The sequence below is a fragment of the Cellulosimicrobium cellulans genome, assembly GCF_016907755.1.
In the GTDB taxonomy this organism is placed as follows: domain Bacteria; phylum Actinomycetota; class Actinomycetes; order Actinomycetales; family Cellulomonadaceae; genus Cellulosimicrobium; species Cellulosimicrobium cellulans_D.
In genome coordinates, this window is sequence record NZ_JAFBCN010000001.1 from 3,149,225 (window position 1) to 3,175,058 (window position 25,834).

General features: G+C 73.7%; 24 protein-coding genes. 9 read left to right on the forward strand and 15 right to left on the reverse strand.

Features of this window, described 5'->3' with window-relative positions; all coding sequences use genetic code 11:
- Positions 1-105 precede the first annotated feature (105 nt).
- Positions 106-1,194 (reverse strand): sugar phosphate isomerase/epimerase family protein, encoded by a 1,089-nt coding sequence (locus JOE63_RS13750; protein WP_239576701.1) that lies wholly within the window; start codon positions 1,192-1,194, stop codon positions 106-108.
- 311 nt (positions 1,195-1,505) lie between these two features.
- Between JOE63_RS13750 and JOE63_RS13755 the strand changes: the two genes are divergently transcribed.
- The 3 genes from JOE63_RS13755 (at position 1,506) to JOE63_RS13765 (ending at position 4,051) form a co-directional block, all read left to right on the forward strand.
- Positions 1,506-2,783: an inositol-3-phosphate synthase gene (locus tag JOE63_RS13755; protein ID WP_244286183.1), complete on the forward strand. Its 1,278-nt coding sequence runs from the start codon at positions 1,506-1,508 to the stop codon at positions 2,781-2,783.
- A 133-nt stretch (positions 2,784-2,916) separates the two neighbouring features.
- On the forward strand, positions 2,917-3,564 hold the full coding sequence (locus tag JOE63_RS13760; protein ID WP_087472293.1) for a dihydrofolate reductase family protein: 648 nt from the start codon (positions 2,917-2,919) through the stop codon (positions 3,562-3,564).
- Between the two features lie 46 nt (positions 3,565-3,610).
- Positions 3,611-4,051, forward strand: coding sequence for a VOC family protein (locus tag JOE63_RS13765; protein WP_204542167.1), 441 nt, complete (start codon positions 3,611-3,613; stop codon positions 4,049-4,051).
- Positions 4,052-4,065: 14 nt separating this feature from the next.
- Here JOE63_RS13765 and JOE63_RS13770 read toward each other — a convergent pair whose 3' ends face one another.
- The 5 genes from JOE63_RS13770 to JOE63_RS13790 form a co-directional block, all read right to left on the reverse strand.
- Positions 4,066-4,434 (reverse strand): DUF2200 domain-containing protein, encoded by a 369-nt coding sequence (locus JOE63_RS13770; RefSeq protein WP_087472295.1) that lies wholly within the window; start codon positions 4,432-4,434, stop codon positions 4,066-4,068.
- Between the two features lie 83 nt (positions 4,435-4,517).
- The gene (locus JOE63_RS13775; protein ID WP_204542168.1) at positions 4,518-5,096 is read right to left on the reverse strand and encodes a DUF6580 family putative transport protein; all 579 of its coding nucleotides are present in this window, start codon (positions 5,094-5,096) and stop codon (positions 4,518-4,520) included.
- Complete coding sequence (locus JOE63_RS21460; protein ID WP_204542169.1) at positions 5,093-5,557, reverse strand: DUF4430 domain-containing protein; 465 nt, start codon at positions 5,555-5,557, stop codon at positions 5,093-5,095. The genes JOE63_RS13775 and JOE63_RS21460 overlap by 4 nt, the downstream gene beginning before the upstream one ends.
- A gap of 64 nt (positions 5,558-5,621) precedes the next feature.
- Positions 5,622-6,266 (reverse strand): cation transporter, encoded by a 645-nt coding sequence (locus JOE63_RS13785; RefSeq protein WP_087472298.1) that lies wholly within the window; start codon positions 6,264-6,266, stop codon positions 5,622-5,624.
- Between the two features lie 2 nt (positions 6,267-6,268).
- The gene (locus JOE63_RS13790; protein WP_087472299.1) at positions 6,269-8,398 is read right to left on the reverse strand and encodes a DNA gyrase/topoisomerase IV subunit B; all 2,130 of its coding nucleotides are present in this window, start codon (positions 8,396-8,398) and stop codon (positions 6,269-6,271) included.
- Between the two features lie 171 nt (positions 8,399-8,569).
- Here JOE63_RS13790 and JOE63_RS13795 point away from each other — a divergent pair, with 171 nt between their 5' ends.
- On the forward strand, positions 8,570-8,782 hold the full coding sequence (locus JOE63_RS13795) for a DUF7455 domain-containing protein (protein WP_021479923.1): 213 nt from the start codon (positions 8,570-8,572) through the stop codon (positions 8,780-8,782).
- A 187-nt stretch (positions 8,783-8,969) separates the two neighbouring features.
- On the opposite strand, the gene JOE63_RS13800 is transcribed toward JOE63_RS13795, so the two are convergent.
- The 3 genes from JOE63_RS13800 to JOE63_RS13810 form a co-directional block, all read right to left on the reverse strand.
- A complete protein-coding gene (locus JOE63_RS13800) occupies positions 8,970-10,514 on the reverse strand; it encodes an RNA polymerase sigma factor (protein WP_204542170.1) in 1,545 nt (514 codons plus the stop codon).
- Positions 10,515-10,785: 271 nt separating this feature from the next.
- The gene (locus JOE63_RS13805; RefSeq protein ID WP_204542171.1) at positions 10,786-11,187 is read right to left on the reverse strand and encodes a universal stress protein; all 402 of its coding nucleotides are present in this window, start codon (positions 11,185-11,187) and stop codon (positions 10,786-10,788) included.
- 95 nt (positions 11,188-11,282) lie between these two features.
- Positions 11,283-12,464, reverse strand: a complete 1,182-nt coding sequence (locus JOE63_RS13810) for a DUF4192 family protein (protein WP_204542173.1) — start codon at positions 12,462-12,464, stop codon at positions 11,283-11,285.
- 150 nt (positions 12,465-12,614) lie between these two features.
- Here JOE63_RS13810 and JOE63_RS13815 point away from each other — a divergent pair, with 150 nt between their 5' ends.
- Positions 12,615-13,187 (forward strand): hypothetical protein, encoded by a 573-nt coding sequence (locus JOE63_RS13815; protein WP_157759648.1) that lies wholly within the window; start codon positions 12,615-12,617, stop codon positions 13,185-13,187.
- Positions 13,188-13,242: 55 nt separating this feature from the next.
- Entirely contained in the window at positions 13,243-14,415 is a 1,173-nt protein-coding gene (locus JOE63_RS13820; RefSeq protein WP_307840106.1) for a polyprenyl synthetase family protein, read from the forward strand.
- 21 nt (positions 14,416-14,436) lie between these two features.
- On the opposite strand, the gene JOE63_RS13825 is transcribed toward JOE63_RS13820, so the two are convergent.
- On the reverse strand, positions 14,437-14,862 hold the full coding sequence (locus tag JOE63_RS13825) for an Rv2175c family DNA-binding protein (RefSeq protein ID WP_087472304.1): 426 nt from the start codon (positions 14,860-14,862) through the stop codon (positions 14,437-14,439).
- A gap of 91 nt (positions 14,863-14,953) precedes the next feature.
- Here JOE63_RS13825 and pknB point away from each other — a divergent pair, with 91 nt between their 5' ends.
- Positions 14,954-16,978, forward strand: coding sequence for a Stk1 family PASTA domain-containing Ser/Thr kinase (gene pknB, locus JOE63_RS13830; RefSeq protein WP_204542175.1), 2,025 nt, complete (start codon positions 14,954-14,956; stop codon positions 16,976-16,978).
- Between the two features lie 38 nt (positions 16,979-17,016).
- Here pknB and JOE63_RS13835 read toward each other — a convergent pair whose 3' ends face one another.
- The 3 genes from JOE63_RS13835 to JOE63_RS13845 all read right to left on the reverse strand — a co-directional run bounded on the left by JOE63_RS13835 (position 17,017) and on the right by JOE63_RS13845 (position 20,518).
- On the reverse strand, positions 17,017-18,366 hold the full coding sequence (locus JOE63_RS13835; RefSeq protein WP_204542177.1) for a class II 3-deoxy-7-phosphoheptulonate synthase: 1,350 nt from the start codon (positions 18,364-18,366) through the stop codon (positions 17,017-17,019).
- Between the two features lie 13 nt (positions 18,367-18,379).
- Entirely contained in the window at positions 18,380-19,606 is a 1,227-nt protein-coding gene (locus JOE63_RS13840) for a pyrophosphate--fructose-6-phosphate 1-phosphotransferase (RefSeq protein ID WP_087472307.1), read from the reverse strand.
- Between the two features lie 126 nt (positions 19,607-19,732).
- The gene (locus JOE63_RS13845; RefSeq protein ID WP_239576702.1) at positions 19,733-20,518 is read right to left on the reverse strand and encodes a lysophospholipid acyltransferase family protein; all 786 of its coding nucleotides are present in this window, start codon (positions 20,516-20,518) and stop codon (positions 19,733-19,735) included.
- Positions 20,519-20,575: 57 nt separating this feature from the next.
- Between JOE63_RS13845 and JOE63_RS13850 the strand changes: the two genes are divergently transcribed.
- Positions 20,576-21,190 carry a hypothetical protein gene (locus JOE63_RS13850; RefSeq protein ID WP_087472308.1) on the forward strand — a complete coding sequence of 205 codons (615 nt, stop codon included), beginning with the start codon at positions 20,576-20,578 and terminating at the stop codon, positions 21,188-21,190.
- A gap of 51 nt (positions 21,191-21,241) precedes the next feature.
- Here JOE63_RS13850 and JOE63_RS13855 read toward each other — a convergent pair whose 3' ends face one another.
- Entirely contained in the window at positions 21,242-22,189 is a 948-nt protein-coding gene (locus tag JOE63_RS13855) for an ROK family glucokinase (RefSeq protein ID WP_087472309.1), read from the reverse strand.
- 261 nt (positions 22,190-22,450) lie between these two features.
- On the opposite strand from JOE63_RS13855, the gene JOE63_RS13860 reads away from it, so the two are divergent.
- The gene (locus JOE63_RS13860) at positions 22,451-24,268 is read left to right on the forward strand and encodes an AMP-dependent synthetase/ligase (protein WP_087472310.1); all 1,818 of its coding nucleotides are present in this window, start codon (positions 22,451-22,453) and stop codon (positions 24,266-24,268) included.
- A gap of 75 nt (positions 24,269-24,343) precedes the next feature.
- Here JOE63_RS13860 and JOE63_RS13865 read toward each other — a convergent pair whose 3' ends face one another.
- Positions 24,344-25,747: an NYN domain-containing protein gene (locus JOE63_RS13865; protein ID WP_204542178.1), complete on the reverse strand. Its 1,404-nt coding sequence runs from the start codon at positions 25,745-25,747 to the stop codon at positions 24,344-24,346.
- Positions 25,748-25,834 lie beyond the last annotated feature (87 nt).

The window sequence follows — 25,834 nt, forward strand, 5'->3', positions numbered from 1 at the left end:
CGGACCGCCCCATCGTTCGTCGTGGGTTCTGGTGATGGATCCCCGGCGCCGTGCGGCGCCGGGATGCGCGCTGCCGGCCCACGGAACGGGCCGGCAGCGGTCGGGTCAGTACCGGAGGTCGCTCAGGTACGCATGGCTCGTGCACGCCGACGTCACGCCGTCAGGGCGTGGCTGGTCGTTCTCGGTGAACGAGTACTCGACGCCGGCCAGGGACGCGTTCGCGAAGATCTCGGCGAAGTCGATGCTGCCCGACCCGACGTCGGCGAAGGAGCCGTCAGGAGCGATGTCCTTGAGGTGGAGCAGCCCGAACCGGCCGGGGTACGTCTCGAAGAGGCCGACCGTGTCGACCCCGACGCTGGCCGCCCAGTAGACGTCGAGCTCCATGGTCACGAGCTCGGGGTCGGTCTCGCGGACCAGGACGTCGTACCCGGTCACCCCGTTCTCCTCGGTCTGGAACTCGAAACCGTGGTTGTGGTAGGCGACCGTGATGCCGGCCTCCTTGAGCTGCGCGCCGGCCTCGTTCAGCACGGCCGCGGTCCGGGAGTAGTCGGCGAGGGTCCACCGACCCGAGCCGGAGATGCGCACGTACTCGGCGCCGATGGCCCGCGCTTCCGCGATCACGCCGTCGATGTCGTTCTCGAGGTTCGCCTGACTGATACCGAGCGACGGCACCGCGATGCCCGCGGACTCGGTGAGCGGCGCGAGCTGGGCGGCTGTGTAGCCGTAGAAGCCGCCGACGGCGCCAGACGGTTCCATGTTCTGGAAGCCGCACTCGGCCAGGGCCGCCAGGGTCCCCTCGGCGTCCGACGGCATCGTCGCACGGACGGTGTAGCCGACGAGGCCGACCCGGCTCAGGTCGACGGAGCGTGTCCCGGTCACGGGATGCGGTCGCCCGACCTCGGACGCGGCCGCTGCCGAGACGATCGCGGCACGCTCGGCGTCGGAGATGACGCCGTTGCGTACCTGCTCGGTGGCGATGCGTGCGATCCTGCTGACGAACTGGCCGTGGTTGGCGAACGGCGCCTCCGCCATGAAGACGTCCATCAGCGTGCACCCGTCGCCACGATCGACGTTCGCGACCCCGGATGCCGCAGCGCCGTCTCCGAAGAACACGCTCGAGTCCGCCGAGTAGCCGTACGTGCACGCGTCCGACTCCGTCGCCGCATACGCGCCCGACGAGATGAGCGGGAGCATGAGCGCTCCGGTCGCGGCGGCGACGAGCCGAGCTCGCCGGCTCCAGCGTCTACCGGCGCGAGGGGATGTTGCGAGTGCCATCAGTCTGCCTCTCCGTTGAGGAATGCCTGCTCAGGACGTGCGTCCCGTGGCTGCGCAGTGCGCGTGACCCCGACGCTAGGTCGCCCCCGAGACGGCAACAACGAGTTGCCACTTGTTGCCCCTGAGCCCCGAACCGCACTGTTGCCGCGACCCGCGCGGCAACTGACGGCAACTCGGCAACCGACGGCAACTCCTTGCCCGCGCACCGGGCGCCGAGGTCGAATCCTGACGTGACCACTGCCCAGCCGTTCACCTCACCGGGCGCGCCGATGCGCCATCGCGCTGCTCGCGACCTCACGCCGTCCACCGGGAGCCCCGGGCACGCCGCACCGACGGAGCGGACGGGGCTGTGGCTCGTGGGCGCCCGTGGTTCGGTCGCGACGACGGTGACGCTCGGGCTGGCCGTGCTGGCCCAACGTCACGCGGCCCCGACCGGGTGCGTGACCGCGCAGCCGGAGTTCGACGCCGTACCGCTGCCCCGGTTCGACGACCTCGTCGTCGGTGGGCACGACCTCTCCCCCGGCCCGATGGTCAAGCGGGCGGAGGCCTTGGTCGAGGCCGGGATGATCGCTCCCCGCCTGCTGTCCGCGGCACTGAACGGACTGGAGGCCGCGGACGCCGAGGTCCGGCCCGGCTACGACCCGCGTGGGCACGACGGTTCCCAGCTCGAGGCGGCCGAACGGCTCGCGGCGGACATCGTCGCCTTCCGTGACCGGCACGCCCTGGCCCGGGTCGTGGTCGTCGACCTGGCGTCGACGGAGCCGCCGGTCGAGCCACGGGCCGAGCACGACGACGTCGCCGCCCTGCTCACGGCGCTCGCCGATCCCGCCCAGGCGGTCCTGCCACCGTCGTCCGTGACCGCGTACGCCGCCGTGCTCGCGGGCACGCCGTACGCCGCCTTCACACCATCCGCAGGCATGACGATCCCGGCGCTGACCCGGCTGGCCACGCAGGCCGGCCTGCCGGTCGCCGGCCAGGACGGCAAGACGGGTCAGACCTGGCTGCGGACCGTCCTGGCACCTGCGTTCGCTGCCCGCGGCCTGCGCGTGCTCTCGTGGGCCGGGTCCAACCTGCTCGGTGGTGGCGACGGAGCCACGCTGGCCGACCCGCAGAACGTCCGCAGCAAGCTCGCGACGAAGTCGCGCGGACTCCGTGCCCTCACCGGCTCCGACGTCACCCCGCTGCACATCGACAACGTGCCCGACCTCGGCGACCTCAAGGTCGCGTGGGACCACGTGCACGTCGAGGGCTTCCTCGGCACCCGCCTGACGCTGCAGACGACGTGGAGCGCGTTCGACTCGATGCTCGCCGCGCCCTACGTGCTCGACCTCGCCCGCCTCCTCGCTCTCGCGCACGCCGCGGGGCTCGCGGGCCCGGTGCCCGAGCTCGGCTTCTTCTTCAAGGAGCCGTGGGCCTCCGACACGCACGACGCTGCCGCGCAGGCTCGCGACCTGCACGCGTGGGCGGGCGGGCTCGGTGCGCTCGTCGCGTCACGGACCGGTGCGTGACGCCACGTCGGCCTCGGGTGCCGTCCGACCGCTCGCACGGGCTGCTGCACCGCGGGTCGCCTCCGCGATGACTTCTCGCTGAGCGCGAGGTCTACTCCTCGACAGAACCAGGCGATCACCACGGAGCGGACTCATGGGATCCATCGAGATCGAGCTGTTCACGACCCTCGACCTCGTCGGGCAGGCGCCCGGCGGGCCGGAGGAGGACCCGGAGGGCGGGTTCGCGTTCGGCGGATGGCAGGCGCCGCTGCTCGACGACGTCGCGGGCGAGCAGATCGCCGCGGCGTACGAGGGCACGGACGCGCTGCTGCTCGGGCGGCGGACGTACGACATCTTCGCGTCGTACTGGCCGTTCCAGGAGGGCGGGCAGGACGACGACTTCGCCGCCCTGTTCAACCGCATCCCCAAGTACGTCGCGTCGCGCGGCACGCCCGACCTGTCGTGGGCCGGGTCGACGCTGCTCGGCCCGGACCTGCCGGCCGCGGTACGCGAGGTGCGCGACCGGCACGAGCACGTCAAGGTCGTCGGCAGCCTCGACCTGGTGCAGACGCTGCTGCACGAGAGGCTGTTCGACCGCCTCGACCTGTGGGTGCACCCCATCGTGCTCGGCACGGGCAAGTCGGTGTTCGACGGCGGCGCCGTCCCCACCAACCTCACCCTCCTCGAACCACCGGCACCCAGCCCGACGGGCACCGTCCTCCTGCGCTACGGCCTCGCCGACGGCACGCCGCGGACGGGCGACATGAGCGAGCCGGGGCGCGGCGTCGACCAGGACGGGTGACCCTGGAACCGGACCACACCGTCCCCAGACCCAGGAGGCACCGCACATGGCGATCCAGCGGCTCGACAACGTGGCCGTCGTGGTCGACGACCTCGACGCGGCCATCGCGTTCTTCGCCGAGCTCGGCATGGAGCTCGAGGGCCGGACGACGATCGAGGGACGGTGGGCGGAGCGCGTCATCGGGCTCGACGGCCTGCGCTCGGAGATCGCGATGATGCGCGTGCCCGGAGGCCACGGGCGGCTCGAGCTCACGCGGTACCACGCGCCTGCGCCGCTCGACCTCGGCCTGGGCACCGCCCCGCCCAACGTGCTGGGCCTGCACCGGGTGATGTTCGCGGTCGACGACATCGACGACACGGTGCGGCGCCTCGGGCCTCACGGCGGGGAGGTGATGGGAGAGATCGTCCAGTACGAGGACGTCTACCGGCTCTGCTACCTGCGCGGGCCGGGTGGCGTCATCGTGGGGATCGCAGAGCAGCTCGGCTGAGACCCCGCCGGCCGCTACGACGCGGCCGCGGTCTCCCCACGCAGGATCGACGTCATCTTCTTGCCGCGCGCTACCTCGTCGACGAGCTTGTCGAGGTAGCGGATCTTCTGCATGAGCGGGTCGTCGATGTCCTCGACCCGGACGCCGCAGATCACCCCGGTGATGAGCGAGGCGTTCGGGTTCATCGCCGGTGCCCGGTCGAAGAACTCCTCGAGCGTGATGTCGTCCGCGATCGCCTGCGCCAGGCCGGCGTCGTCGTAGCCGGTCAGCCAGCCGATGACCTGGTCGAGCTCGTCCGTCGACCGCCCCTTGCGCTCCACCTTGGTCACGTAGAGCGGGTAGATGCTCGCGAAGCTCATCCCGAAGATCCGGTGTCCCGCCATGGGTGTCCTCCTCCTGCCGCGAACGAGCCGGTCGCCGGTTCAGCACGTGCGGCCGTCCGGCACGGACCACGCTACCGCGCGGGTCAGGCGGGTCGGGCTGCAACCATCCCGTGCGACGCCTCGAGCCGGTCCACGAGCAGCGTGCCCGCCGCGACGAGCGGCACGAGCACGAGATTGCCCAGCAGCATCGTGCGCAGGAACGGCAGGCCCGCGACGTAGCTCGCGACGAGCCCGTCGACGCCCGCCGGGTACCAGACGCCGCGACCCTGGAACCAGACGCCGAAGTTGGTCCACACGAAGAACCACAGCGAGCCTGCGACGCCGAACGCGGCGCCCGCGCCCACGCGGCGCCATCCGGTCGTGTTCCGCGCGAGCAGCGAGCCCAGCCCGACGACGAGCCAGGCGCTCCACGTGAAGAGCGCGATCGCGGTGTTGCCGAGGACGACGTCGGACACGACCGTCACGGCCAGCGGCACGACGAACGCCCAGCGCGAGCGCAGCAGGAGCGTCGCCGCGAACGTGGCCGCCGTGACGAGCTCGAGGTTCGCGGGAGCGCCCAGGTCGGCGCGCACGAGGCGCCAGACCACGGCCAGCGCCGCGAGCGCCACGACGAGCGCCGGGCGCCACCAGCGGGACACCAGGGAGGCCTGCGAACCCGTCACGAGGTGAACGTCTCGAGCTTCCACGTGATCTCGTCCCCGTCCTTCGTCTCGAGGGAACCTGCTCCCACGGTAGCCATCTCGCCGTTGACGTATAGCGCCCAGAACTCGCTGTCCGGGTCTGCCACGACGCCGTCGATCGCCGTGACGAACGCGTTCTCGCCCTCGCCGGTCACCTGGGCGGACGGGTCAGCCTCGAGCAGCAGGTCGAGCGCGGACGCGCCGGTGCGTCCGTCGTAGGAGAGCTCGGGCGCGTCCTCGGCGTCGCCCGACTCGTCGTCGGTCGCCTCGTCCGTCGCGTCGTCGGCGGGCGCGCTCGTCTCCTCGCTCGCGGTCGACGTCGTGGCGTCGGTCGCGGGCTCGTCGGTGGACGAGCACCCGGCCAGCAGGCCCGCGGTGAGCAGGGCGGCGGTCAGTGCGGTGAGCGGGCGCGCGGAGGCGTCGCGGAGCGTTCGGAGGGTCACGACCCCAGCGTACGGAGCGCGCGCCGACGCGCGCCCGGGCGCCCGCCAGTCGGACGATGCACGGTCACCCGATCTTCTCCCCCGCGACGGCCTTGGCGGCCAGCCGCTCCTCCTCGCTGACCTCCCAGACCTCGTAGGCGGAGTGGAAGGCGAGGAGGATGATCCCGCACCCGAGCACGAGGTCCGGCCAGCCGGACCCGGTCCACGCGGTCACGAGCCCCATCGCGATGACGGCGACGTTCACGAGGACGTCGTTGCGCGCCGAGAGGAACGCGGCCCGGCTGAGCGACCCGCCGTGGTACCGCACCCGCACCAGGAGCCACGCGCACGCACCGTTGACGACGATCGCCCCGAGCGAGGCGAGGACGAGCGGCACGACCTGGGGCGCCGTCGGGTCGCCGAAGCGCTGCACCGCCTCCCAGGCCGCGAAGAGCGCCGGGCCGAGGAGGAGCAGCGCCATGACCTTGCCCAGGACCGCACGCCGCGCGAGCGGGAAGCCCAGCGCGACAGCGATGAGCAGGTTGATCGCCGTGTCCTCGAGGAAGTCCACGCTGTCGGCGAGCAGCGACACCGACCCCGCCGCGAGCGCGACGGTCAGCTCGACGACGAAGTACGCGAGGTTGAGCGCCGCGACGACCAGGACGACGCGACGCAGGCGGCGCGCGACGTCGGCCTCGTCGGGCCGGCGGGCGTCCTGGCCGGTGGTCACCGTCAGACGTCGATGCGTGCGTGGTCCAGCTCGGCGGCGCCGGCGACGATGAACTCCTTGCGCGGCGCGACGTCGCTGCCCATGAGCAGCTCGAACACGCGCTCCGCCGCCTCGGCGTGCTCGGCGGTGACGCGGCGCAGCGTGCGGTGGCGCGGGTCCATCGTCGTCTCGGCGAGCTGGTCGGCGTCCATCTCTCCGAGGCCCTTGTACCGCTGGATGTCGTCCTTGTAGCGGCGCCCGGCCTTGTCGAGCTTCTTGAGGGTCGCGGCGAGCTCGGCCTCGGAGTACGTGTAGATGTACTCGTTCTTGCGGCGGCCCGCGCCGATGACCTCGATCCGGTGCAGCGGTGGCACGGCCGCGAACACGCGGCCCGCCTCCACGAGCGGCTTCATGTACCGGTAGAAGAGGGTGAGCAGGAGCGTGCGGATGTGGGCGCCGTCGACGTCGGCGTCCGTCATGAGCACGATCTTCCCGTAGCGCGCGGCCTCGAGGTCGAACGACCGCCCGGACCCCGCGCCGAGCACCTGGATGATCGCGGTGCACTCCGCGTTGCGGAGCATGTCGCTCACGGACGCCTTCTGGACGTTGAGGATCTTGCCGCGGATGGGCAGGAGGGCCTGGAAGTCGGAGCTGCGCGCGAGGCGCGCGGTGCCGAGCGCGCTGTCGCCCTCGACGATGAACAGCTCGCTGCGCTCGACGTCGTCGCTGCGGCAGTCGACGAGCTTGGCCGGCAGGGAGGACGTCTCGAGCGCGTTCTTGCGCCGCGAGATCTCCTTCTGCTTGCGCGCGGTGATGCGCGCGCGCATCTCCGCCACGACCTTGTCGAGCAGCAGCGCGGCCTGCGTCTTCTCGTCGCGCTTGGTCGAGGTGAGGAGCGCGTTCAGCTCCTTCTCGACGACGCGCGAGACGATCGCGCGGACCGGTGCCGTCCCGAGGACCTCCTTGGTCTGGCCCTCGAACTGCGGCTCGGCCAGGCGCACGGTGACGACGGCGGTCAGGCCCGCGAGGACGTCGTCCTTCTCGATGCGCTCGGACGCGTCCTTCGTCGAGACCTTGAGGCGGCGCGCGTTCGTCTCGACGGACTTGCGCAGCACCTTGAGCAGGCCCTGCTCGAAGCCGCCGAGGTGGGAACCACCCTTGGGCGTGGCGATGATGTTGACGAAGCTCCGGACCTCGGTCTCGTACCCCGTGCCCCAGCGGAGCGCGACGTCGACCTCGCAGTCGCGCTGCACGGCCTGCGGGGTCATGTGCCCGCGGTCGTCGAGCACCGGGACCGTCTCGGTGAACGACCCCGAGCCGGTGAGGTGCCACGTCGCCGTGACGGGCGTGTCCGGCGCGAGGAAGTCGACGAAGTCGACCGACCCGCCGGTGTGCACGAAGGTCTCCTCGTGCGGCCCCGCCTCTCCGGGCGTCCCCGGCACGCCGCGCTCGTCGCGCACGGTGATCTCGAGCCCGGGGACGAGGAACGTCGTCTGGCGCACGCGCGTGACGAGCTCGTCGTAGGAGAAGACGGCGGTCTTGAGGAAGATCTGGCGGTCCGCCCAGTAGCGCACGCGCGTGCCGGTGACACCGCGCTTCGTCTTCCCGACGACGGCGAGCTCCGAGCCGGAGACGAACGGCTCGAACGGGGCGTCCGGCGTCGGGCCGCTCTTCGGGTCGGCGAAGACCCCGGGCTCGCCGCGGTGGAAGGTCATCCGGTACGTCTTGCTGCCGCGGTCGACCTCGACGTCCAGGCGCGACGAGAGCGCGTTGACGACGGACGCCCCGACGCCGTGCAGGCCGCCCGACGCCGTGTACGAGCCGCCGCCGAACTTGCCGCCCGCGTGCAGCTTGGTGAAGACGACCTCGACGCCGGACAGGCCGGTCTTGGGCTCGATGTCGACGGGGATGCCGCGGCCGTCGTCCTCGACCGTCACGGACGAGTCGGCGTGCAGCACGACGAGGATCTTGGAGCAGTTCCCGGCGAGCGCCTCGTCGACCGAGTTGTCGATGATCTCCCACAGGCAGTGCATGAGACCGCGCGAGTCGGTCGTCCCGATGTACATGCCCGGGCGCTTGCGCACGGCCTCGAGACCCTCGAGCACGGAAAGGTGCCGAGCGGTGTAGCTGGACTCAGCGGAGGTGGTCGTCACGGCGGCAAGCCTAGACGAGCGCGCCCACACCGTTGCGCTCCCCCGCCGGGCCCCGGGGCCGCCTCCACGCGGACCCGGCACGGACCCGGCGCAGGCCCGCGGCGCTTCGCGGGTAGCGAACCCGGCACCCGCGGGGGACGAATCCTCAGGGGCGGATGGTTTGATGTTCATGTGACTGCTACGACGACCACCACCGAACCGCTGACCGCGGCCGACCGCTGCGACCGCTGCGGGGCCCAGGCGTACGTCCGCGTGGTCCTGCCGAGCGGTGAGCTGCTGTTCTGCGGCCACCACGCGCGGGCGCACGCGGACGCCTACACCGACCTCGCGACGTCCATCCAGGACGAGACCGACAAGCTGCTCGCGGAGCACGGCGCGCGCTGACGCGCCGCGCGCACCCGCGCCGGAGCGGCGGGCCCCGAGGACCGGCTCCACCGCCCGGTCCCGCGGCCCGACGGCCGACGACACGACGAAGGCCCCGAGGAGATCTCCTCGGGGCCTTCGTGCGTCGCGACGCTGCTCGCCGTCGGGCCGACCGGCCGCAGCCGGCCGGACGCCCGACGGCGGGGCGTCAGTCGAGGTAGTCGCGCAGGACCTGCGAGCGGCTCGGGTGCCGCAGCTTCGACATCGTCTTCGACTCGATCTGGCGGATGCGCTCGCGCGTCACGCCGTAGACCTTGCCGATCTCGTCGAGCGTCTTGGGCTGCCCGTCGGACAGGCCGAACCGCATCGAGACGACGCCCGCCTCGCGCTCGCTGAGGGTGTCGAGCACCTGGTGGAGCTGCTCCTGCAGGAGCGTGAAGCTCACCGCGTCGGCCGGGACGATCGCCTCGGAGTCCTCGATGAGGTCGCCGAACTCGCTGTCGCCGTCCTCGCCGAGGGGCGTGTGCAGCGAGATGGGCTCGCGGCCGTACTTCTGGACCTCGACGACCTTCTCGGGGGTCATGTCGAGCTCCTTGGCGAGCTCCTCGGGCGTGGGCTCGCGGCCCAGGTCCTGCAGCATCTGACGCTGCACGCGCGCGAGCTTGTTGATGACCTCGACCATGTGCACCGGGATGCGGATGGTGCGCGCCTGGTCCGCCATCGCGCGCGTGATCGCCTGGCGGATCCACCACGTCGCGTACGTCGAGAACTTGTAGCCCTTGGTGTAGTCGAACTTCTCGACCGCACGGATCAGGCCGAGGTTCCCCTCCTGGATCAGGTCCAGGAACAGCATCCCGCGGCCCGTGTACCGCTTGGCCAGCGACACCACGAGACGCAGGTTCGCCTCGAGCAGGTGGTTCTTCGCCCGCTTGCCGTCGTGCGCGATCCACTGCAGCTCGCGCTTGAGCTTGCGGTCCAGGTCGTCGCCCTCGGCCGCGAGCTTCTCCTCCGCGAACAGGCCGGCCTCGATCCGCTTGGCGAGCTCGACCTCCTGCTCCGCGTTCAGCAGCGCGACCTTGCCGATCTGCTTGAGGTAGTCCTTGACCGGGTCCGCGGTCGCACCCGCGGTCACGACCTGCTGGACCGGCGCGTCGTCCTCGTCGGCGTCCGACACGACGAAGCCCGTCTCCTCGGGCTCCTCGGACGCGGCACCCGCGGCGGGCTTCTTCGCGCCCGAGTCCGCGGCCTCCTCGTCCTCGGTCACGTCGATCTCGAGGTCCTCGACCTCGGCGTCGTCCTCGCCGTCGTCCTTCTTCTTGGCGCGGGCGGGCGTCGCCTTCGCCTTGGCCGGAGCCTTGGCGGCGGTCTTGCGGGCGGGCTTCGCCGGGCCGCCGGACGGCGCGGCCTCGGCCGCGTCACCCTCGGCGGCCGTGGTGGCGGCCGTCGTGCGCCGCGTCGTCGACGACGTCGACTTCGTCGCGGCGGTCTTGGTGCGCGCCGTCGTGGTGCTGCGCGGCGACGCCGCGGCGGCGACCTTCGTCGTGGTCGGGATGTCGACCTCGACGCCGGCGCCCGCGAGCGCGCGGAAGACCGCCTTCAGCCGCTTGGCGTCGTTGACGGCGGCCTGCTCGCACGCGGTGCGGAAGCTCTCGGCGTCGACGCGACCGTTCGCGCTGCCGCGCCGCAGGAGCTCCTGCAGGGCGGGGTGCTCGAACTCTCGCGGGAGTGCGGAAATCGGGGTTGAGGGCGCCACAAACCGACCTTTCGGCAATCATGGGGGGCGGTAGGGCCGCCGGAGCGGGGACGTGAACCGTGAAGTTCGGGCTTCTCGTGGACTCTCACGGTGAGTCGTCGGGCTCTAGCGGATACCTATATTGTACCGGCGATCCGTGCACCGGACGCCGCGACACGGGGTGAGCTCGGACCTGACCGCCGCTCGGCGGCCCCGCCCACCACGTCTCGGCGACGTCCGACACCCGGGTCCTGGCCTGTACAACGGCCGGGCACCCGCGAAGATTCCCTGCTCACGCCCCCGCGGGGCGCTCGGGCTTGACGGCCAGGACCGGGCAGGGCGCGTCGAGCAGGATGCGCTGCGCGTTCGACCCGAGGATGAGCTTGCCGACCGGGCTGCGGCGCCGCAGGCCGATGACGATGAGGTCCGCCGAGGCGCGCTCGGCCGCGCTCACGAGGTCGTCGGCGAGGTCGGACGTCCCCTGCTCGCGCCGCAGCGTCGTCCCCGTGCCCGCGAGCCGCTCCTCGACCCGGAGCAGGTCGTCCTCGTGCGCGGCGGCGAGCTCGGGCGTCGCTGTCGAGCCCTCCGTGACCACGACCACGAGCTCGGTACCGCGCCGGACCGCCTCGGTGGCCGCGCTGTCGAGAGCCTCGCGACCCTCGGGCGTGCTCAGGTGCGCGACGACGACGCTCATGTGTCCTCCGGGAACGGCTCGTGGGCGCGGCCTGCCGCTGGCGGCGACCGCCGGTCGTGTTGCGGTCGAACCTACCCGAACCCGCGCCCCGCGGCTCACACGTCGGCGCGGATCCAGCCGGGCGGCACCCCGGCGTCGAGCGCGCTCGACAGCAGGAGGGCGAGCCGGTACGTCGGGTCCTCCGCGAGCGCCTCGTCGAGCCGGCGCCCCGCCCGCCCACCGTCACCGTGCCACCAGGCGAGGAGCGCGAGGAGCGTGAGCGCCGGGGCGGTGCTCCCGCGCGGCGCGTGGGCCACGACCGCCTCGAGCACGGAGCGGGCCGGCCCCGTGACGGCCGGGTCGGGCGCCAGCCCGGCCGCCGGGTCGACGATCGACGCGATCGCGTGCGCCGTCCCGGCGTCGACGTCCCCGCCACGGACCGTGCGGTCGGCGAGGTCACCCGTCCCGGGCACGAGCGAGACGAGCACGGCGTCGCGCACCGGGACCGCCTCGAGCCCGGCCGCGAGCCGGCCGAGGACCGTGGCGGGAGGCAGCCCCGCCGCGTTCCCCGCGCCCGGGCCCTCGCCCGCCGCGCGCTCACGCTCGTGCACCGCCGCGCGGGCGACCGCCGCGCGCCACTCGGCCAGGCTCTCGACGCGGCGACCCACGGCGGTGGCGTCCGGATCCGCCCAGGTGTCGAGAGGACCGCCCGCGCGGGCGCGGTCCCGCACCCGCCGTGCGGCGCGCGCCGCACGCCGCCGCCCGTCGGCGCCCGCGCGCGGGATCCGCAGCGCCTCCTCCCGCGAGTCCGCGAGCGCCGCCCCGGCGAGGACCATGTGGGCGCCCACCTCGCTCGACTCGAGCTCGCGCAGGGGGCGCCCGCCCGGTGGGCAGCACTCGTCCTCGGCGCAGTCGAGCGCGTACCAGCCGCTCGACGCCACGACCCAGACGTCCACCGGACCGTGGTGCGGCTCGACGGCCTCCCGGCAGTGCTCGACGGCCGCCCTCGCGACGGAGGCCTCCACGCCGCCGGACCGCAGCGGCGCGTCCGTGTAGACGACGAGGACGACCCGCTGCGCGCCGTCGGCGGCGAGGTGCCCGACCACGGAGCGCGCGAGCTGGGGACCGTGCTCGAGGTCGGCGACGTCCGCCACGTCGACACGGACGACGAGGCCGACCCGCCCGCGCGGCGGTCGCAGCCCGACGAGGACGACGCTGTCGTGCGGCCGGTAGCCGAGCCGGTAGGGGACGTAGGAGAGGAGCTCGCGCGGGCCCTGGGCCCGGATCAGGGTGGTCATGAGCCCATCCCAGCCCGTCCCGCGGTCTCGCGGGGAGAGCGGTCGGGTGCCTGTGGACACGCCGAGTCCGGCGCCGGAACGGGACGCCCCTGTGGTTCACCTCTGGGGCCGGTGGTGGCCCGCGAGCGCCCCGATGACTACGGTGTGCGCGTGCCACCACGAACCCGAGCCCGCGCGCGGCGAGCGGCCCTGTCCGCCCGTCGGGCCGCCGTCGTCCTCGTCGTGGCGCTGCTCGGCACGACGCTCGCGGGCTGCCAGGCCGGCCCGGACGACGTCCTGGGCGCCGCCGGACCCCGCGACGCGCAGGAGCCCCCCGCCCAGGACGCGTCCGGCGCCCCGGGGACGCCGCTGCCCGACTACGACGCGGCCTCGGCGGTCGGCGACCTCGTGGAGGGCTTCCCGGCGCAGCTCGTCACGGTCCCCCCGGGCGCCCAGGTGCTCGCGAGCTCGGCCCGGCCGTCGGACGACGGCACGCTGGTCGACGTCACCCTCAACCTGCGCTCGGACGAGCCCGTCGACGCCCTCACCGCCTACTACACCGACGCGCTCGGCGCGGCCGGGTTCGCGGTGTCGCCCTCGAGCGTCCCGAGCGCGCTCACCTCCCTCACGACGTTCGTCCGGACGCCCGCCCCCGAGTCCCCCACCGAGTCGCTGGCCGTCGGCGTGTTCGACGACGAGACCGAGCGCCTGGTGACGATCAGCGGGCAGGTCGCGGCCGGCTGACGGGTCCGACCGTGGGACGACGCCTCCGCGGTGCCGTACCGCATAGGCTGCCCCCGTGCCGAACCCGTCGCTGCCGACCACGCCCCCGCCTCCTGGCCCGGGGACGCCCTCGGGCGTCGCCGACCCGAGCCCGAGCACGCTCGTCGACCGGGAGGGCGTGCGCGCCGGCGTCGACGAGGCCCTGCACGTCTCGACCGCGGCGCTGCGCGACGAGCTCTCCTCCACGCACCCCGACGCCGACCCGCTCGCCGACGCGACGGACGAGCTGCTCGCCGGAGGCAAGCGCCTGCGCGCCGCCTTCTGCTACTGGTCCTGGCGCGCGCACGGCGGCGACCCGGACGGCCCGCACCGCGACGTCGTGCTCCGCGCGGGCGCGGCGCTCGAGCTGTTCCAGGCCGCGGCGCTCTTCCACGACGACGTCATGGACGCCTCCGACACGCGGCGCGGGCACCCGACGGCGCACCGCGCGTTCGGGGCGCGGCACCGCGACCTCGGCTGGTCGGGCGACGCCGACCGCTACGGCGAGAACACGGCGATCCTGCTCGGCGACCTCGCGCTCATCGCGAGCCACCGCGAGCTGGGCGACGCCCTCGACGCCCTCCCCGCGGACGTCGCGACGCGGTCACGCGTCGTCTTCGGCCGCATGCAGACCGAGGTGATCGTGGGCCAGTACCTCGACGTGCAGGCGCAGGTGCTGCCGTGGGGCGACGACCCCGCGACCGACGAGGAGCGCGCGCGGGCCGTGATCCGGTCGAAGTCCGCGCGCTACAGCGTCGAGCACCCCATCGCGCTCGGCGCGGCGCTCGCCGGGGCCGACGACGCTGCGATCGCCGCGACGAGCGCGTTCGGGCTGCCCGTGGGCGAGGCGTTCCAGCTCCGCGACGACGTGCTCGGCGTGTTCGGTGACGCGCGCGTGACGGGCAAGCCCGCGGGCGACGACCTGCGCGAGGGCAAGCGCACGGTGCTCGTCGTGCGTGCGCTCGCCGCGGCGACACCCGCGCAGCGCGACCTCCTGCTCACGCACCTGGGCGACCCGGACCTCGACACGCGCACGGTCGAGGACCTGCGCGCCGTGCTCGTCGAGACGGGAGCGCGCGACGCCGTGGAGTCCCTCATCGCCGAGCTCACCGAGCGCGCGTCCTCGGCCCTCGCGGGTGCCGGGCTCGCGGAGCCCGGGGCCGCGATGCTCGGGCTGCTCGCGCGGGCCGCCGTCGAGCGCACCGCCTGACGCGGCCGTCTCGGGTCCGGGTCAGAGCTCGGACTGCGCGACGCGGCGCACGCGCGCCTTGTGGCCGCTCAGGAGCGTGTCGAACGGGGCCTCGCCCAGCTCGGCGTGCGGCGCGAACAGCCACTCGAGGATCTCGGCGTCGTCGAAGCCGACGTCGGTGAGCACGACGATCGTGCCCTGCAGGCTCGACAGGACGCCCACGCGGCCGCTCTCGTCCGGGCGGCCGGCGTTCGCCGGGTCGACGAGGTGCAGCGGCACGAGGAAGCGGGCCGGGATCTGGAACGTCGTGCGCTCGCCGCGCTTCACGCCGACGACGCGGCGCTCCTGCACGATGCGGCGCACCTTGCCGACGTCGGTGCCGAGCGCCTCGGCGACGTCGGGGAGGGTCAGCCACTCGCCGACCAGGTCGTCGAGGGTCGGGCGGGGGCTGGGGTCGCGGTCGGTCACCGGGCAAGCCTACGGCGTGCCTCCACACGACTCCCACGCCGTGCGCGCCGGGCTCACCGGATCGCGACGCCCGGCCACCTAGACTCTCCCCGTGGCCACCGTGACGACCGATCCCCTCGTCGGCCGCCTGGTCGACGGGCGGTACGAGGTCGTCTCGCGCATCGCGCGAGGCGGCATGGCGACGGTGTACCTGGCCGTCGACCGGAGGCTCGAGCGCGAGGTCGCGCTCAAGGTCATGCACGCCCACCTCGCCGAGGGCGCCTCCGGCGCGGACTTCGTCTCACGCTTCCGTCGCGAGGCGCGCGCGGCGGCCCGCCTCACGCACCCCGGCCTCGTCGCCGTGTACGACCAGGGGCTCGACGGCGACACGAGCTACCTCACGATGGAGTACGTGGCGGGCTCGAACCTGCGCCGCGCGATGCTCACGGAGCGCACGCTCTCGCTCGGCCGCACGCTCGACGTGCTCGAGGACGTCCTCGACGCGCTCGCCGCCGCCCACCGCGCCGGGCTCGTGCACCGCGACATCAAGCCGGAGAACGTGCTCGTCGACACCGAGGGTCGGCTCAAGGTCACCGACTTCGGGCTCGCGCGCGCGGTCAACGAGGTCACGGCGACGACGACCGGCACCATCCTCGGGACTGTCGCCTACCTCTCCCCCGAGCTCATCGCGACGGGCTCCTGCGACGCGCGGACCGACGTCTACGCCGTGGGGATCCTCGCCTACGAGATGCTGCTGGGCACGGTCCCGCACACCGGCACGACTCCCATCCAGGTCGCCTTCCAGCACGTCAACAACGACGTGCCGCCGCCCTCGGACGTCGCCCCGTGGATCCCGCCGGAGGTCGACGACCTGCTGTGCGCGCTCGCCGCGCGCGATCCCGCCGACCGCCCGGCCGACGCGGGCGCCGCGCTCGCGCTCGTGCGCTCGGTCCGCGGGGCGCTCGACCCTGCCGACCTCGAGCGGCGCGTCGACCCACCCGAGGCCTCTGACGGCCCCCCGTCGGAGGGCGCCGCGCCCGGCCCGACGGCGATGCACCGTTCCGCGGCGACCGCACCCCTCGCCGCGCTCAGCCTGCAGGACCGCGAGGCCGCCGGCCTCACGGAGCCGCTCGCCGTGGGGCACGTCGTCGCCCCGACCACGCGGCCTGGCCCGCCGCCACCTCCTGCTCCCCCGGTCACGGCCCGACGCCGCGGGCGGGGCCGGGCGGTCGTGTGGTCGCTCGTCGTCCTGCTGGTCCTGGCCGGGGTAGGCGGCGGCGCGGCCTGGTGGTTCTCGTCCGGGCCGGGCGCGTACACGCAGGTCCCGGACGGCCTCGTCGAGGTGTCCCGGGCCGAGGCCGCAGCGATCCTCGACGGCGCGGGCCTCGACCACACGGTGGAGGAGCGCTACGACGACGCCGTGCCCGAGGGGGCCGTCGTCGAGACCGACCCTCCGTCCGGCGAGCCGGTGCGCAAGGACGGGAGCGTCCAGCTCGTCGTCTCGCAGGGCGTGCGGATGCTCACGGTGCCGACCGGTCTCGTGGGCGCCACGCAGGTGGAGGCCACGTCCGCGCTCGAGGGCGCCGACCTGACGGTCGGCGAGCCCGTCGCGCAGGCGCACGACGAGATCCCCGCGGGCCAGGTCATGGCCGTCACGGACGCCGACGGCAACCCGATCGAGGAGGGCGCCACGATCCGGCACGACGTCCCCGTCGTGCTCACGGTCTCCTCCGGCCCGGCGCCCGTCGTCGTCCCGCAGGTCACGGGCTCCCCGAAGGACACCGCGGTCCAGGCGCTGGAGGACCAGGGCCTCGTCGCCGCGGTGACCGAGGAGTACTCCGAGTCCGTCGCCGCGGGCCTCGTCATCCGCCAGGACCCCGAGCAGGGTACCGACGCGCACCGGACGGACACGGTGAACGTCGTGGTGTCGCTCGGTCCCCCGCTCGTCGAGGTGCCCAACACCTACTCGATGAACGTCAAGGCCGCCGAGAAGGCGCTCACCGACGCGGGGTTCACGGTCGAGGTCCGGCACCCGCAGGGCATCAGCCCGCTCAACATCGTCTACGCCCAGGACCCCCCGGGCGGCGACGGCCGCACCGCCCCGAAGGGCTCGACGATCGTCATCAACGTCTTCTGACACCGACACCCGAGCATGTGGCGGGAACGCCGTGCCCTTCAGCGGCGGAGCATCTCCGCGACCTGGAACGCCATCTCCAGCGACTGCTGGTGGTTGAGGCGCGGGTCGACGAGAGTCTCGTAGCGCAGGGCCAGGCCGGCGTCGTCGATCTCCTCGCTGCCCCCGAGCACCTCGGTCACGTCGTCGCCCGTGAGCTCGACGTGCAGGCCGCCCGGGACGGTGCCCGCCGCGCGGTGCACCTCGAAGAACCCGCGGACCTCGTCGAGCACGTCGTCGAAGCGGCGCGTCTTGTACCCGCTCGCGGACGTGATGGTGTTCCCGTGCATCGGGTCGGTGACCCACGTGACGGGCACGCCCGCGCGGGAGACGGCCTCGACGAGCGGCGGCAGCGCGTCGCGCACGTTCCCCGCGCCCATGCGCGTGACGAACGTCAGACGGCCCTCGACGTCGTCCGGGTTGAGCCGGCGCGCGAGCTCGAGCGCGACCTCGGGCGTCGTGGTCGGCCCGAGCTTGACGCCGATCGGGTTGGCGACGCGCGACAGGAAGTCGACGTGCGCGCCGTCGAGCTGGCGCGTGCGCTCGCCGATCCACAGGAAGTGGGCCGACGTGTCGTACGCGTCGCCCGTGCGCGTGTCGCGGCGCGTGAGCGCGCGCTCGTAGTCCAGCACGAGCGCCTCGTGGCTGACGAAGAACTCGACCGTGCGCAGGGCGTCGAAGTCGGCGCCGCACGCGTCCATGAAACGGATGGCGCGGTCGATCTCCGACGCCGTCTGCTCGTAGCGCGCGTACGCCGGGTTGCGCATGAAGCCGCGGTTCCACTCGTGGACCTGGCGCAGGTCGGCGAACCCGCCGGTCGTGAACGCCCGCACGACGTTCCAGGTCGCCGACGAGATCTGGTACGCCTGGACGAGGCGCTCGGGGTCGGGCACGCGCGCCTCGGGCGTGAACGCGTGCCCGTTGATCATGTCGCCGCGGTACGCGGGCAGCGTCACGCCGTCGCGCGTCTCCGCGTCGGAGCTGCGCGGCTTCGCGTACTGCCCGGCCATCCGGCCCATCTTCACGACGGGCATGCTCGCCCCGTGCGTGAGGATGACCGCCATCTGGAGGATGGTGCGGATCTTGTTGCGGATCCGGTCGGCGTTCGCCTCGGCGAACGTCTCGGCGCAGTCGCCCCCCTGCAGGAGGAACGCCTCGCCCCGCCCGGCCGCGGCCAGGCGGGAGCGCAGCGTGTCGGCCGCGGCGGGCACCACGAGCGGCGCGGAGGCCGCCAGCCGGTCCCGGACGGCGTCGAGCGCCGCCTCGTCCGGCCACGTCGGCTGCTGGAGCGCGACGAGCGTGCGGAAGTGGTCGAGCCCGGCGTCGGTCCCCGGCTCGCTCGTGGTGGTCATCCCGCTGCCCGGATCAGTGCGCGGCGGGGGCCGCGGCGACGAGCGGCTGGCCGATGCCCTCGAGCAGCTCGCCGAACCACTGCTGCGTGACGTCGAACGCCTTGCCGCCGGCGATGCGCGGGAACTCGATCGCACGCAGGCGGTCGCCGTTCTCCTCGTCGTGCCCGATGACGCCCGACTCGCCGCGCAGCGCGCACTCGACCGCGAGGTCGGTCATCGACTTGATGAGGCGCAGGTCCTCGGCGTTCGCGGCCGCGGCACGCGAGAAGTAGCCGGACTTCTGGACCATGACCTTCTCGGCGCCCAGCTTGTCGGCGAACTGCTTGGCGAACCACTGGCCCGGGTTGACGGTGTCCAGCTTGACGTGGCCGAACGGGTCGCGCTGGACCTCCTCGCCGGCCGCCTCGAGCTGCGCGACGATCTCGTGCATGCCGGCGCCCTCGGACAGGAAGATGTTGACATTGCCCTGCTCGTCCATGATCGCCTTGAGGCGCTCGGCCTCGGCGTCGATGTCGAGCGCGAGCTCCGGCAGGAAGACGGCGTGGACGTCCCAGCGCTCCCGTGACAGGCCGAGGGCCGGGGCCCACTCCTGCGCGTCGAGCCACTTGCGGTACTCGGCCGCGGACGCGGCGGTGAGCCACCCGCAGTGGCGGCCCATGACCTCGTGCACGATGAGCATGCGCGGGCCCGAGCGGTGCTCGCCGATGACGTTCGCGGCGAAGCCCGCCGCCTCCTCGGCCGCGGTCCAGGCGCCGAGCGACTGACGGATCGGGATCACGTCGTTGTCGATCGTCTTGGGCAGACCCACGACGGTGAGCTCGTAGCCGTTGTCGTGCAGGTACGCCGCCAGGTCGGCCGCGGTCGTGTTGGTGTCGTCACCACCGATGGTGTGCAGGACGTCGACGCCGTCCGTCTTGAGCTGCTCCGCCGCGACCTGCAGCGGGTCCTGACCCTCCTGGACCAGGCCGCGCTTGACGCAGTCGGCCGCGTTCGTCAGCTTGACGCGCGAGTTGCCGATCGGCGACCCGCCGAAGCGGTGCAGGATGCCGGCCTGCTTGCGGCCCTCCTCGTCCACGACGATCTTCGTGCCCGTCAGCAGGCCGTGGTAGCCGTACTGGTAGGCGATGATCTCGATCTCCGGGTCGAGCTCCGTGTACCGCTCGATGAGACCCCCGACGGCGGAGGACAGGCACGGGGCGAAACCGCCCGCGGTGAGGAGGGCGACGCGACGAACCGACATGTGAACTCAGAACCTCTCGTAGGACGGATCCTGCGCCGGACGGACGCGGTCCGGCGGGGTGGCGGCGACGGCGGCGGGCACGTGCCCCGCGAGGGGCACCACGAGCACTGCGCGACCGGCCGTCGCTCAGTCTACTGACGTCGCGCCGGGCTCCGGCGGCGGTTCCGGGACCTGGACGTCGGGGGCCGGGCGGCCGCCGGGCGCCCCGCCCGCCTCCTCGGACTCGGTGTGCCCCGCGGCGAGGCGTGCCTTGGCCGTCGCGGCGTAGATGTCGACGTACTCCTGGCCCGACAGCCGCATGATCGCGTACTGGATCTCGTCCGCGACGGCGCGCAGGATGAAGCGGTCGTTCTCCATGCCCCGGTAGCGCGAGAAGTCGAGGGGCTCGCCGACGACGACCCCGATGCGCATGGGCTTGGGGATGACCTTCCCGATCGGCTGGGCGATGTTCGTGCCGACCATCGCGACCGGGACCACGGGGGCACCCGACTCGAGCGCGAGGCGCGCGACGCCCGTCTTGCCGCGGTACAGCCGCCCGTCGGGGCTGCGCGTGCCCTCGGGGTAGATGCCGAACAGGTCGCCCTCGCGCAGGACGCGCAGCCCGGTCTCGAGCGCGGCCTCGCTCGCTTTGCCGCCGGCCCGGTCGACGGGGATCGTGCCGACGCCGCGCATGAACCCGGCCGTCAGGCGTCCCTTGACCCCCGTGCCCGTGAAGTAGTCGGACTTGCCGAGGAACTGGACCTTGCGGTCGAGGACGAGCGGCAGGATGAAGGAGTCGATGACCGCGAGGTGGTTGCTCGCGAGGATCGCACCGCCCTCGTCCGGCACGTGCTCGACGCCCCGCGTCCAGGGACGGTACAGGACCCGCAGGATCGGGCCGACCATCACCTGCTTCATGAACCAGTAGAACAACGTTCCTCCTCGCGGGGTCCCGGCGCGGGACGTGCATCCGACTCTAGAGTGATTCCTATGGCCGCACCGAACGCCCAGCCGGACTCCCCGCAGCCCGACGACGCACCTGACCCCACGCCCGACGACGCGTCACGGGACCCGCAGCGACCCGAGCCCGACGAGGAGAGCGCCCGGCAGGACGACGTGCCGCGCGAGCCGGCGCTCGACGTCGACGCGCAGTGGGCCGGCATCGTGGCCGAGCTCGCCGACCTGTCCGAGCTCGACCGCGACGCCGCGCGCCGCCCCGAGGACGGGGACGGCACGGACGGGCCGGCGCCGCGCGACGGCCGCGACGTGCTCGGGTCCGTGCCGGTCGCGCCCTGGGTCCGCACCAGCGGTCCCCGCGACTGGCCGACGACGCCGGAGGTCGAGGACCTCGAGGAGGCCGAGAGCCACTTCGTGCCGCCGGACCCGCCGCTCGTCCTCGGCCGCGACCCGCTCCTCACCATGGCCTGGGCGCTCGTCGTCGGCGTGCCGATCCTGCTGCTCGTCGTGCTCGTCGTGGTGCGCCCGTACCCCGTGATCGTCGCGCAGGTGGGCGGCGGGGCGTTCCTCGCCGGGCTCGCGATCCTCCTCTGGCGCATGCCGCACCGCCGTGGCGACGACGACGAGGGCCCGGGCGCCGTCGTCTGACGCCCGGGCCCCGCCCGTACCCGGTCGTGCTGCCCGTCCGTCGGCGCCCGGTCAGCGGCGGGCGAGGTCCGCCGCGCCGACGATGCCGGCCTCGTTCCCGTGCTCGGCGAGCTCGATGCGCGCCTCGGGACGGTGTCCGCGCGCGGAGAGCTGGTCGGCGAACGCGCGGCGCACGGGCTGGAGCAGCAGGTCGCCGGCCGCGCCGACTCCGCCGCCGATGACGATGAGCTCCGGGTCGAGCAGGGCCGTCACCGAGGCCGCGCCCTCGCCGATCCAGCGGCCGAGGGTCGCGAGCAGCTCGACCGCGAGGTCGTCGCCCTCCTGCGCGGCCTGGGTGATCTGGGGACCGTTGAGCTTGTCCGGGTCGCCGCCGCAGATCTCCAGGAGGCGCGTCGCGCGGTCCGGCTGGGCGATGAGCGCGTTCTGGCCGTCGCGCACCAGGGCGCGGCCGGACGCGTACTGCTCCCAGCAGCCCTCGTGGCCGCAGCCGCAGTAGTGCCCGCCCGGGACGACGCGCATGTGCCCCACCTCCGCCGCGACGCCCCACTTGCCGCGCACGAGCTCGCGGTCGACCACGATCGCACCGCCCAGGCCCGTCCCGACCGTCAGCATGAGCATGTCCGTCGCGTCGCGGCCGACACCGAACTGGAACTCGGCCCAGCCCGCCGCGTTCGCGTCGTTCTCGACGACGATCGAGACGTCGGTGTCCCCGATGAGCTCGCGCACGTTGCGCGCGAGCGGGTACTCGCGCCACGCGATGTTCGGCGCGAAGAGCACCGAGGTGCGGTCGGGGCTGACGAAGCCCGCCGCCGCGAGACCCATCGCGCCGACCTCGTGCTCGGCGGTCAGCTCGGCATACACGTCGGCGATGGCACGGTCGATGCTCGCGACGTCGTCAGGCTCGGTGTCGCGGCGCGTCTGGACGAGGATCTCGCCCTTCTCGTCGACGACCCCGGCCGCGATCTTCGTCCCGCCGATGTCCACACCGATGGCGTGCATGTCCCGTCCTCACTCGCTCGGTAACCGCTGACTAACCGCTGGCTGGAAGCCTCACGCTGCGGGTGCTGCCCGCGCACGGGCGACGCACGACGACGGCTCACGACCCCGCGCCCGGGTCGTCCCTGCCGGAACTCCGCGCCCGCGCGAAACGTTGCGCAAGCAGCGCACAGCACCTGAAGCCTACCGACATCGACAGGTCCCGGGCACACACCGCCACTGGGTAGGGTTCTCCCACCGTCGACTACTGCCACTGGAGCCAGAATGGACGAGATCAGCGCCCCACGGATCGTCGAAGTCGATCCCTCGAAGAACCTCAACGACCTGCTCGCGAGCCGCGTCGCGGCCGACCCGGCGGCGCCGATGGTCGAGCGCCGCGTCGGCGCCGACGGTGCGTGGCAGGCCCTCAGCGCCCGCGGGTTCGACGCCGAGGTCGTCGCCGTGGCGAAGGGGCTCGTGGCGCGCGGCATCCAGCCGGGCGACCACGTGGGCATCATGTCGCGCACGCGCTACGAGTGGACGCTCCTCGACTGGGCCACGTGGGCGGCCGGCGCCGTTCCGGTGCCGCTCTACGAGACGTCGAGCGCCGAGCAGGTGCAGTGGATCCTGTCGGACGCCGACGTCCGGCTGCTCGTCGTCGAGACCGAGGCGCACGCGGCGACCGTCGGCGAGGTGCGCGACCAGGTCCCCGCGCTCGGCGACGTCCTCGCCATCGACTCCGGCGCGATCGCGACCCTCACGGCCGACGGTGCCGCGGTGGAGGACGCCGAGATCGAGCGTCGGCGCGGCCTGGCGAACCTCGCCGACGTCGCCACGATCATCTACACGTCGGGCACGACCGGGCGCCCCAAGGGTGCGGAGCTCACGCACCAGAACTTCTACTCGCTCACGGTCAACGCCGTGAAGGCGGTGCCCGAGGTGTTCGGCGAGCCGGGCGGTCGCACGCTGCTGTTCATGCCCCTTGCGCACGTGTTCGCGCGGTTCATCGGGGTCCTGGTCGTCGCCGGCGGGACGGTGCTGGGGCACACGCCCGACACGAAGACGCTGCTCGACGACCTCGGCACCTTCAAGCCGACGTACATCCTCTCGGTGCCGCGCGTGTTCGAGAAGGTCTACAACTCGTCCGAGCAGAAGGCCGCCGCGGGCGGCAAGCTGAAGATCTTCCACTGGGCCGCGGCCACGGCGATCGCCTACTCGCGCGCGCTCGACGAGCCGTCCGGCCCCGGCATCGGGCTGCGCCTCCAGCACAAGGTCGCCGACGCGCTCGTGTTCAAGAAGCTCCGCCACGCGCTCGGCGGCCGCGCCAAGTACGCGGTCTCCGGCGGCGCGCCGCTCGGCGAGCGGCTGGGGCACTTCTACCGCGGCATCGGCGTGCGCATCCTCGAGGGCTACGGGCTCACCGAGTCGACGGCGCCGACGAGCGTCAACCGCCCCGCGACCACGAAGATCGGGACCGTCGGCGAGCAGCTCCCGGGCTGCGCGGCGCGCATCGCCGAGGACGGCGAGATCCTGCTCCAGGGCGACCACATCTTCCGCGGCTACCACAACAACGAGCAGGCCACGGCGGACGCGTTCGTCGACGGCTGGTTCCGCACGGGCGACCTCGGCTCGCTCGACGAGGATGGGTTCCTGCGCATCACGGGCCGCAAGAAGGAGATCATCGTGACCGCGGGCGGCAAGAACGTCGCCCCCGCCGTCCTCGAGGACCGCATCCGCGCCCACGCTCTGGTCTCCCAGTGCGTCGTCGTCGGCGACCAGAAGCCGTTCATCGGCGCGCTCGTCACGCTCGACCCCGAGGGGCTGCCGGGCTGGGCGAGCATGCACGGCAAGGAGCCGATGTCGATCGAGGACGCGGCCAAGGACCCCGACGTCCTCGCCGCCCTCGACGCCGCCGTGACGCGCGCCAACCAGGCCGTGTCGCGAGCGGAGTCCATCCGCAAGTTCACCGTGCTCACCACCGACTTCACGGTCGAGAACGGCTACCTCACGCCGTCGCTCAAGGTGAAGCGCAGCGAGGTGCTCAAGGACTTCGCGGCCGACGTCGAGGCGATCTACGTGGACGGGCCCGCCCCCGTCCGCTGACGTCTGCGCACCGTCGTCCACCCCACGCACGGCCCGACTCGGCACCGCCGGGGCGGGCCGTGCGTGGTGCGGGCGTCAGCGGCGCGCGAGCCGCGCGAGGAGCGCCTGCGCCGGGACGCACACGGCACCCATCGCCTGCACGTCGTCGGACACCGCACGGTCGCTCGTCACGACGACGACCGGCCGGCCGGCGGGCTCGGCGGCGACCAGGCGCCGGATGAGGTCGTCGGCGATCTCCCCCGACGAGAAGAGCACGCGCACCCCGCGCGGGGCGTGCACGGGGCGGACGGCGGTGTCGGCCCCGTCGAAGCACACCGTGACCTCGGTGCCTCCCGCCGCGACGCGCAGGAGCCCGCTGAGGAGCCGGTCGCGCTGCTCGGCGAGCGTGAGCTCGCCGAATCCGGTCTTGGTCACGTTGTAGCCGTCGACGACGAGATGGGTGCGCGGGACGGACAGGAGGTCGCCGAGCAGCGCGGGGTCGTCCGCCGCGCGCCCGCGCGACCCGGGCCGCGGTCGGGCGGCGGCGTCCGGCAGGGTCGCGGCGACGTCGTCGGCCGGGGTCGTCGTGGCGGGCCCCAGCGCGAGCTCGCGCCGCAGCCCGGCGGCGGCGTCGACCACCGTGTCGAGCAGGAGCCGCGCGCGTGCCGTGGCGACGTCCGCCGACGACGTGCGCGCCCGACGCGCCTCGTCCCGCTCCGCGCGCGCCCGGGCGAGCTCGACCCCCGCGGCGCGACGCTCCTCGCGCGCGTCGCGCAGCGCCCCGTCCGCCTCCGCACGCTCGGCCGCCGCCGCCTCGAGGGCCGCCCGGGCCTCGGCCCGCGCCCGGTCGGCGTCCGCCCGCAGCCGTCGCTCGGCGCGGCGCGCGCCCGCGAGCTCCGCCGTCGCGGCGTCCGCGCGCGCGACGGCGTCCCGCGCCTGCGCCCGCAGCTCCTCGACCTGCGCGGCCAGCCGGTCGCGGTCGCGGCGCAGCCGGGCGGCTTCTCCACGCTCCGAGCGTTCGGACCGTAGCGTCGTGTCCAGCGCGCGGGCGCGCTCCACGGCCGTCTCCCAGCCGTCCGGGCGCAGCAGGAAGGCGCCGGCGGCGCGCTCACGGACGAGCGCAGGAGCGGTCGTCCCCTCGTCGCCGGGTCCCGCCGCGGCGTCCTCCCGTGCTGCCGCGACGCGGTCGTCGGGCGGTTCCTGGCCGTCGGTGACCGGGACGTCCCGCGGCGCGACCGACGCGGTCTCGTGGTCGCGAGACCAGGCGGCGGCGACGGCGTGGCGGAACCCGGCGTCGTCGACCAGGGCACGCCACAGCGGCGCCGCACCGGCCGACGCGCGCCGGCGGGGCGCGAAGGCCTTGACCCGGTGCAGGGCGACGGGGACGAGGACCGGGTCGAGCGAGCCGAGCACGTCTGCCGCCGCCTCGACGAGCAGCGCGCGCACTGCAGGCGGGACGCCGCCGGCGAGCCCCTCCTCGTCCGACCTCTCGGCCACCATCCCCTGCGCCTCCTGCGTGTCTGCCGTCGGGAAAACGCCACCGGACATTTCGTCCCTGATCGTCCCGATTCCCCGTGGCACCACCCT

What these genes read in the sequence shown, in the direction of transcription:
- JOE63_RS13750 (WP_239576701.1), bottom strand. Translation starts at nt 1,194, where the DNA reads ATGCTCCCGCTCATCTCGTCGGGCGCGTATGCGGCGACGGAGTCGGAC.
- JOE63_RS13770 (WP_087472295.1), bottom strand. Translation starts at nt 4,434, where the DNA reads ATGGCGGGACACCGGATCTTCGGGATGAGCTTCGCGAGCATCTACCCG.
- JOE63_RS13865 (WP_204542178.1), bottom strand. Translation starts at nt 25,747, where the DNA reads ATGGTGGCCGAGAGGTCGGACGAGGAGGGGCTCGCCGGCGGCGTCCCG.
- JOE63_RS13840 (WP_087472307.1), bottom strand. Translation starts at nt 19,606, where the DNA reads ATGTCGGTTCGTCGCGTCGCCCTCCTCACCGCGGGCGGTTTCGCCCCG.
- JOE63_RS13765 (WP_204542167.1), top strand. Translation starts at nt 3,611, where the DNA reads ATGGCGATCCAGCGGCTCGACAACGTGGCCGTCGTGGTCGACGACCTC.
- JOE63_RS13805 (WP_204542171.1), bottom strand. Translation starts at nt 11,187, where the DNA reads ATGAGCGTCGTCGTCGCGCACCTGAGCACGCCCGAGGGTCGCGAGGCT.
- JOE63_RS13760 (WP_087472293.1), top strand. Translation starts at nt 2,917, where the DNA reads ATGGGATCCATCGAGATCGAGCTGTTCACGACCCTCGACCTCGTCGGG.
- JOE63_RS13850 (WP_087472308.1), top strand. Translation starts at nt 20,576, where the DNA reads ATGGCCGCACCGAACGCCCAGCCGGACTCCCCGCAGCCCGACGACGCA.
- JOE63_RS13855 (WP_087472309.1), bottom strand. Translation starts at nt 22,189, where the DNA reads ATGCACGCCATCGGTGTGGACATCGGCGGGACGAAGATCGCGGCCGGG.
- JOE63_RS13835 (WP_204542177.1), bottom strand. Translation starts at nt 18,366, where the DNA reads ATGACCACCACGAGCGAGCCGGGGACCGACGCCGGGCTCGACCACTTC.
- JOE63_RS13860 (WP_087472310.1), top strand. Translation starts at nt 22,451, where the DNA reads ATGGACGAGATCAGCGCCCCACGGATCGTCGAAGTCGATCCCTCGAAG.
- JOE63_RS13810 (WP_204542173.1), bottom strand. Translation starts at nt 12,464, where the DNA reads ATGACCACCCTGATCCGGGCCCAGGGCCCGCGCGAGCTCCTCTCCTAC.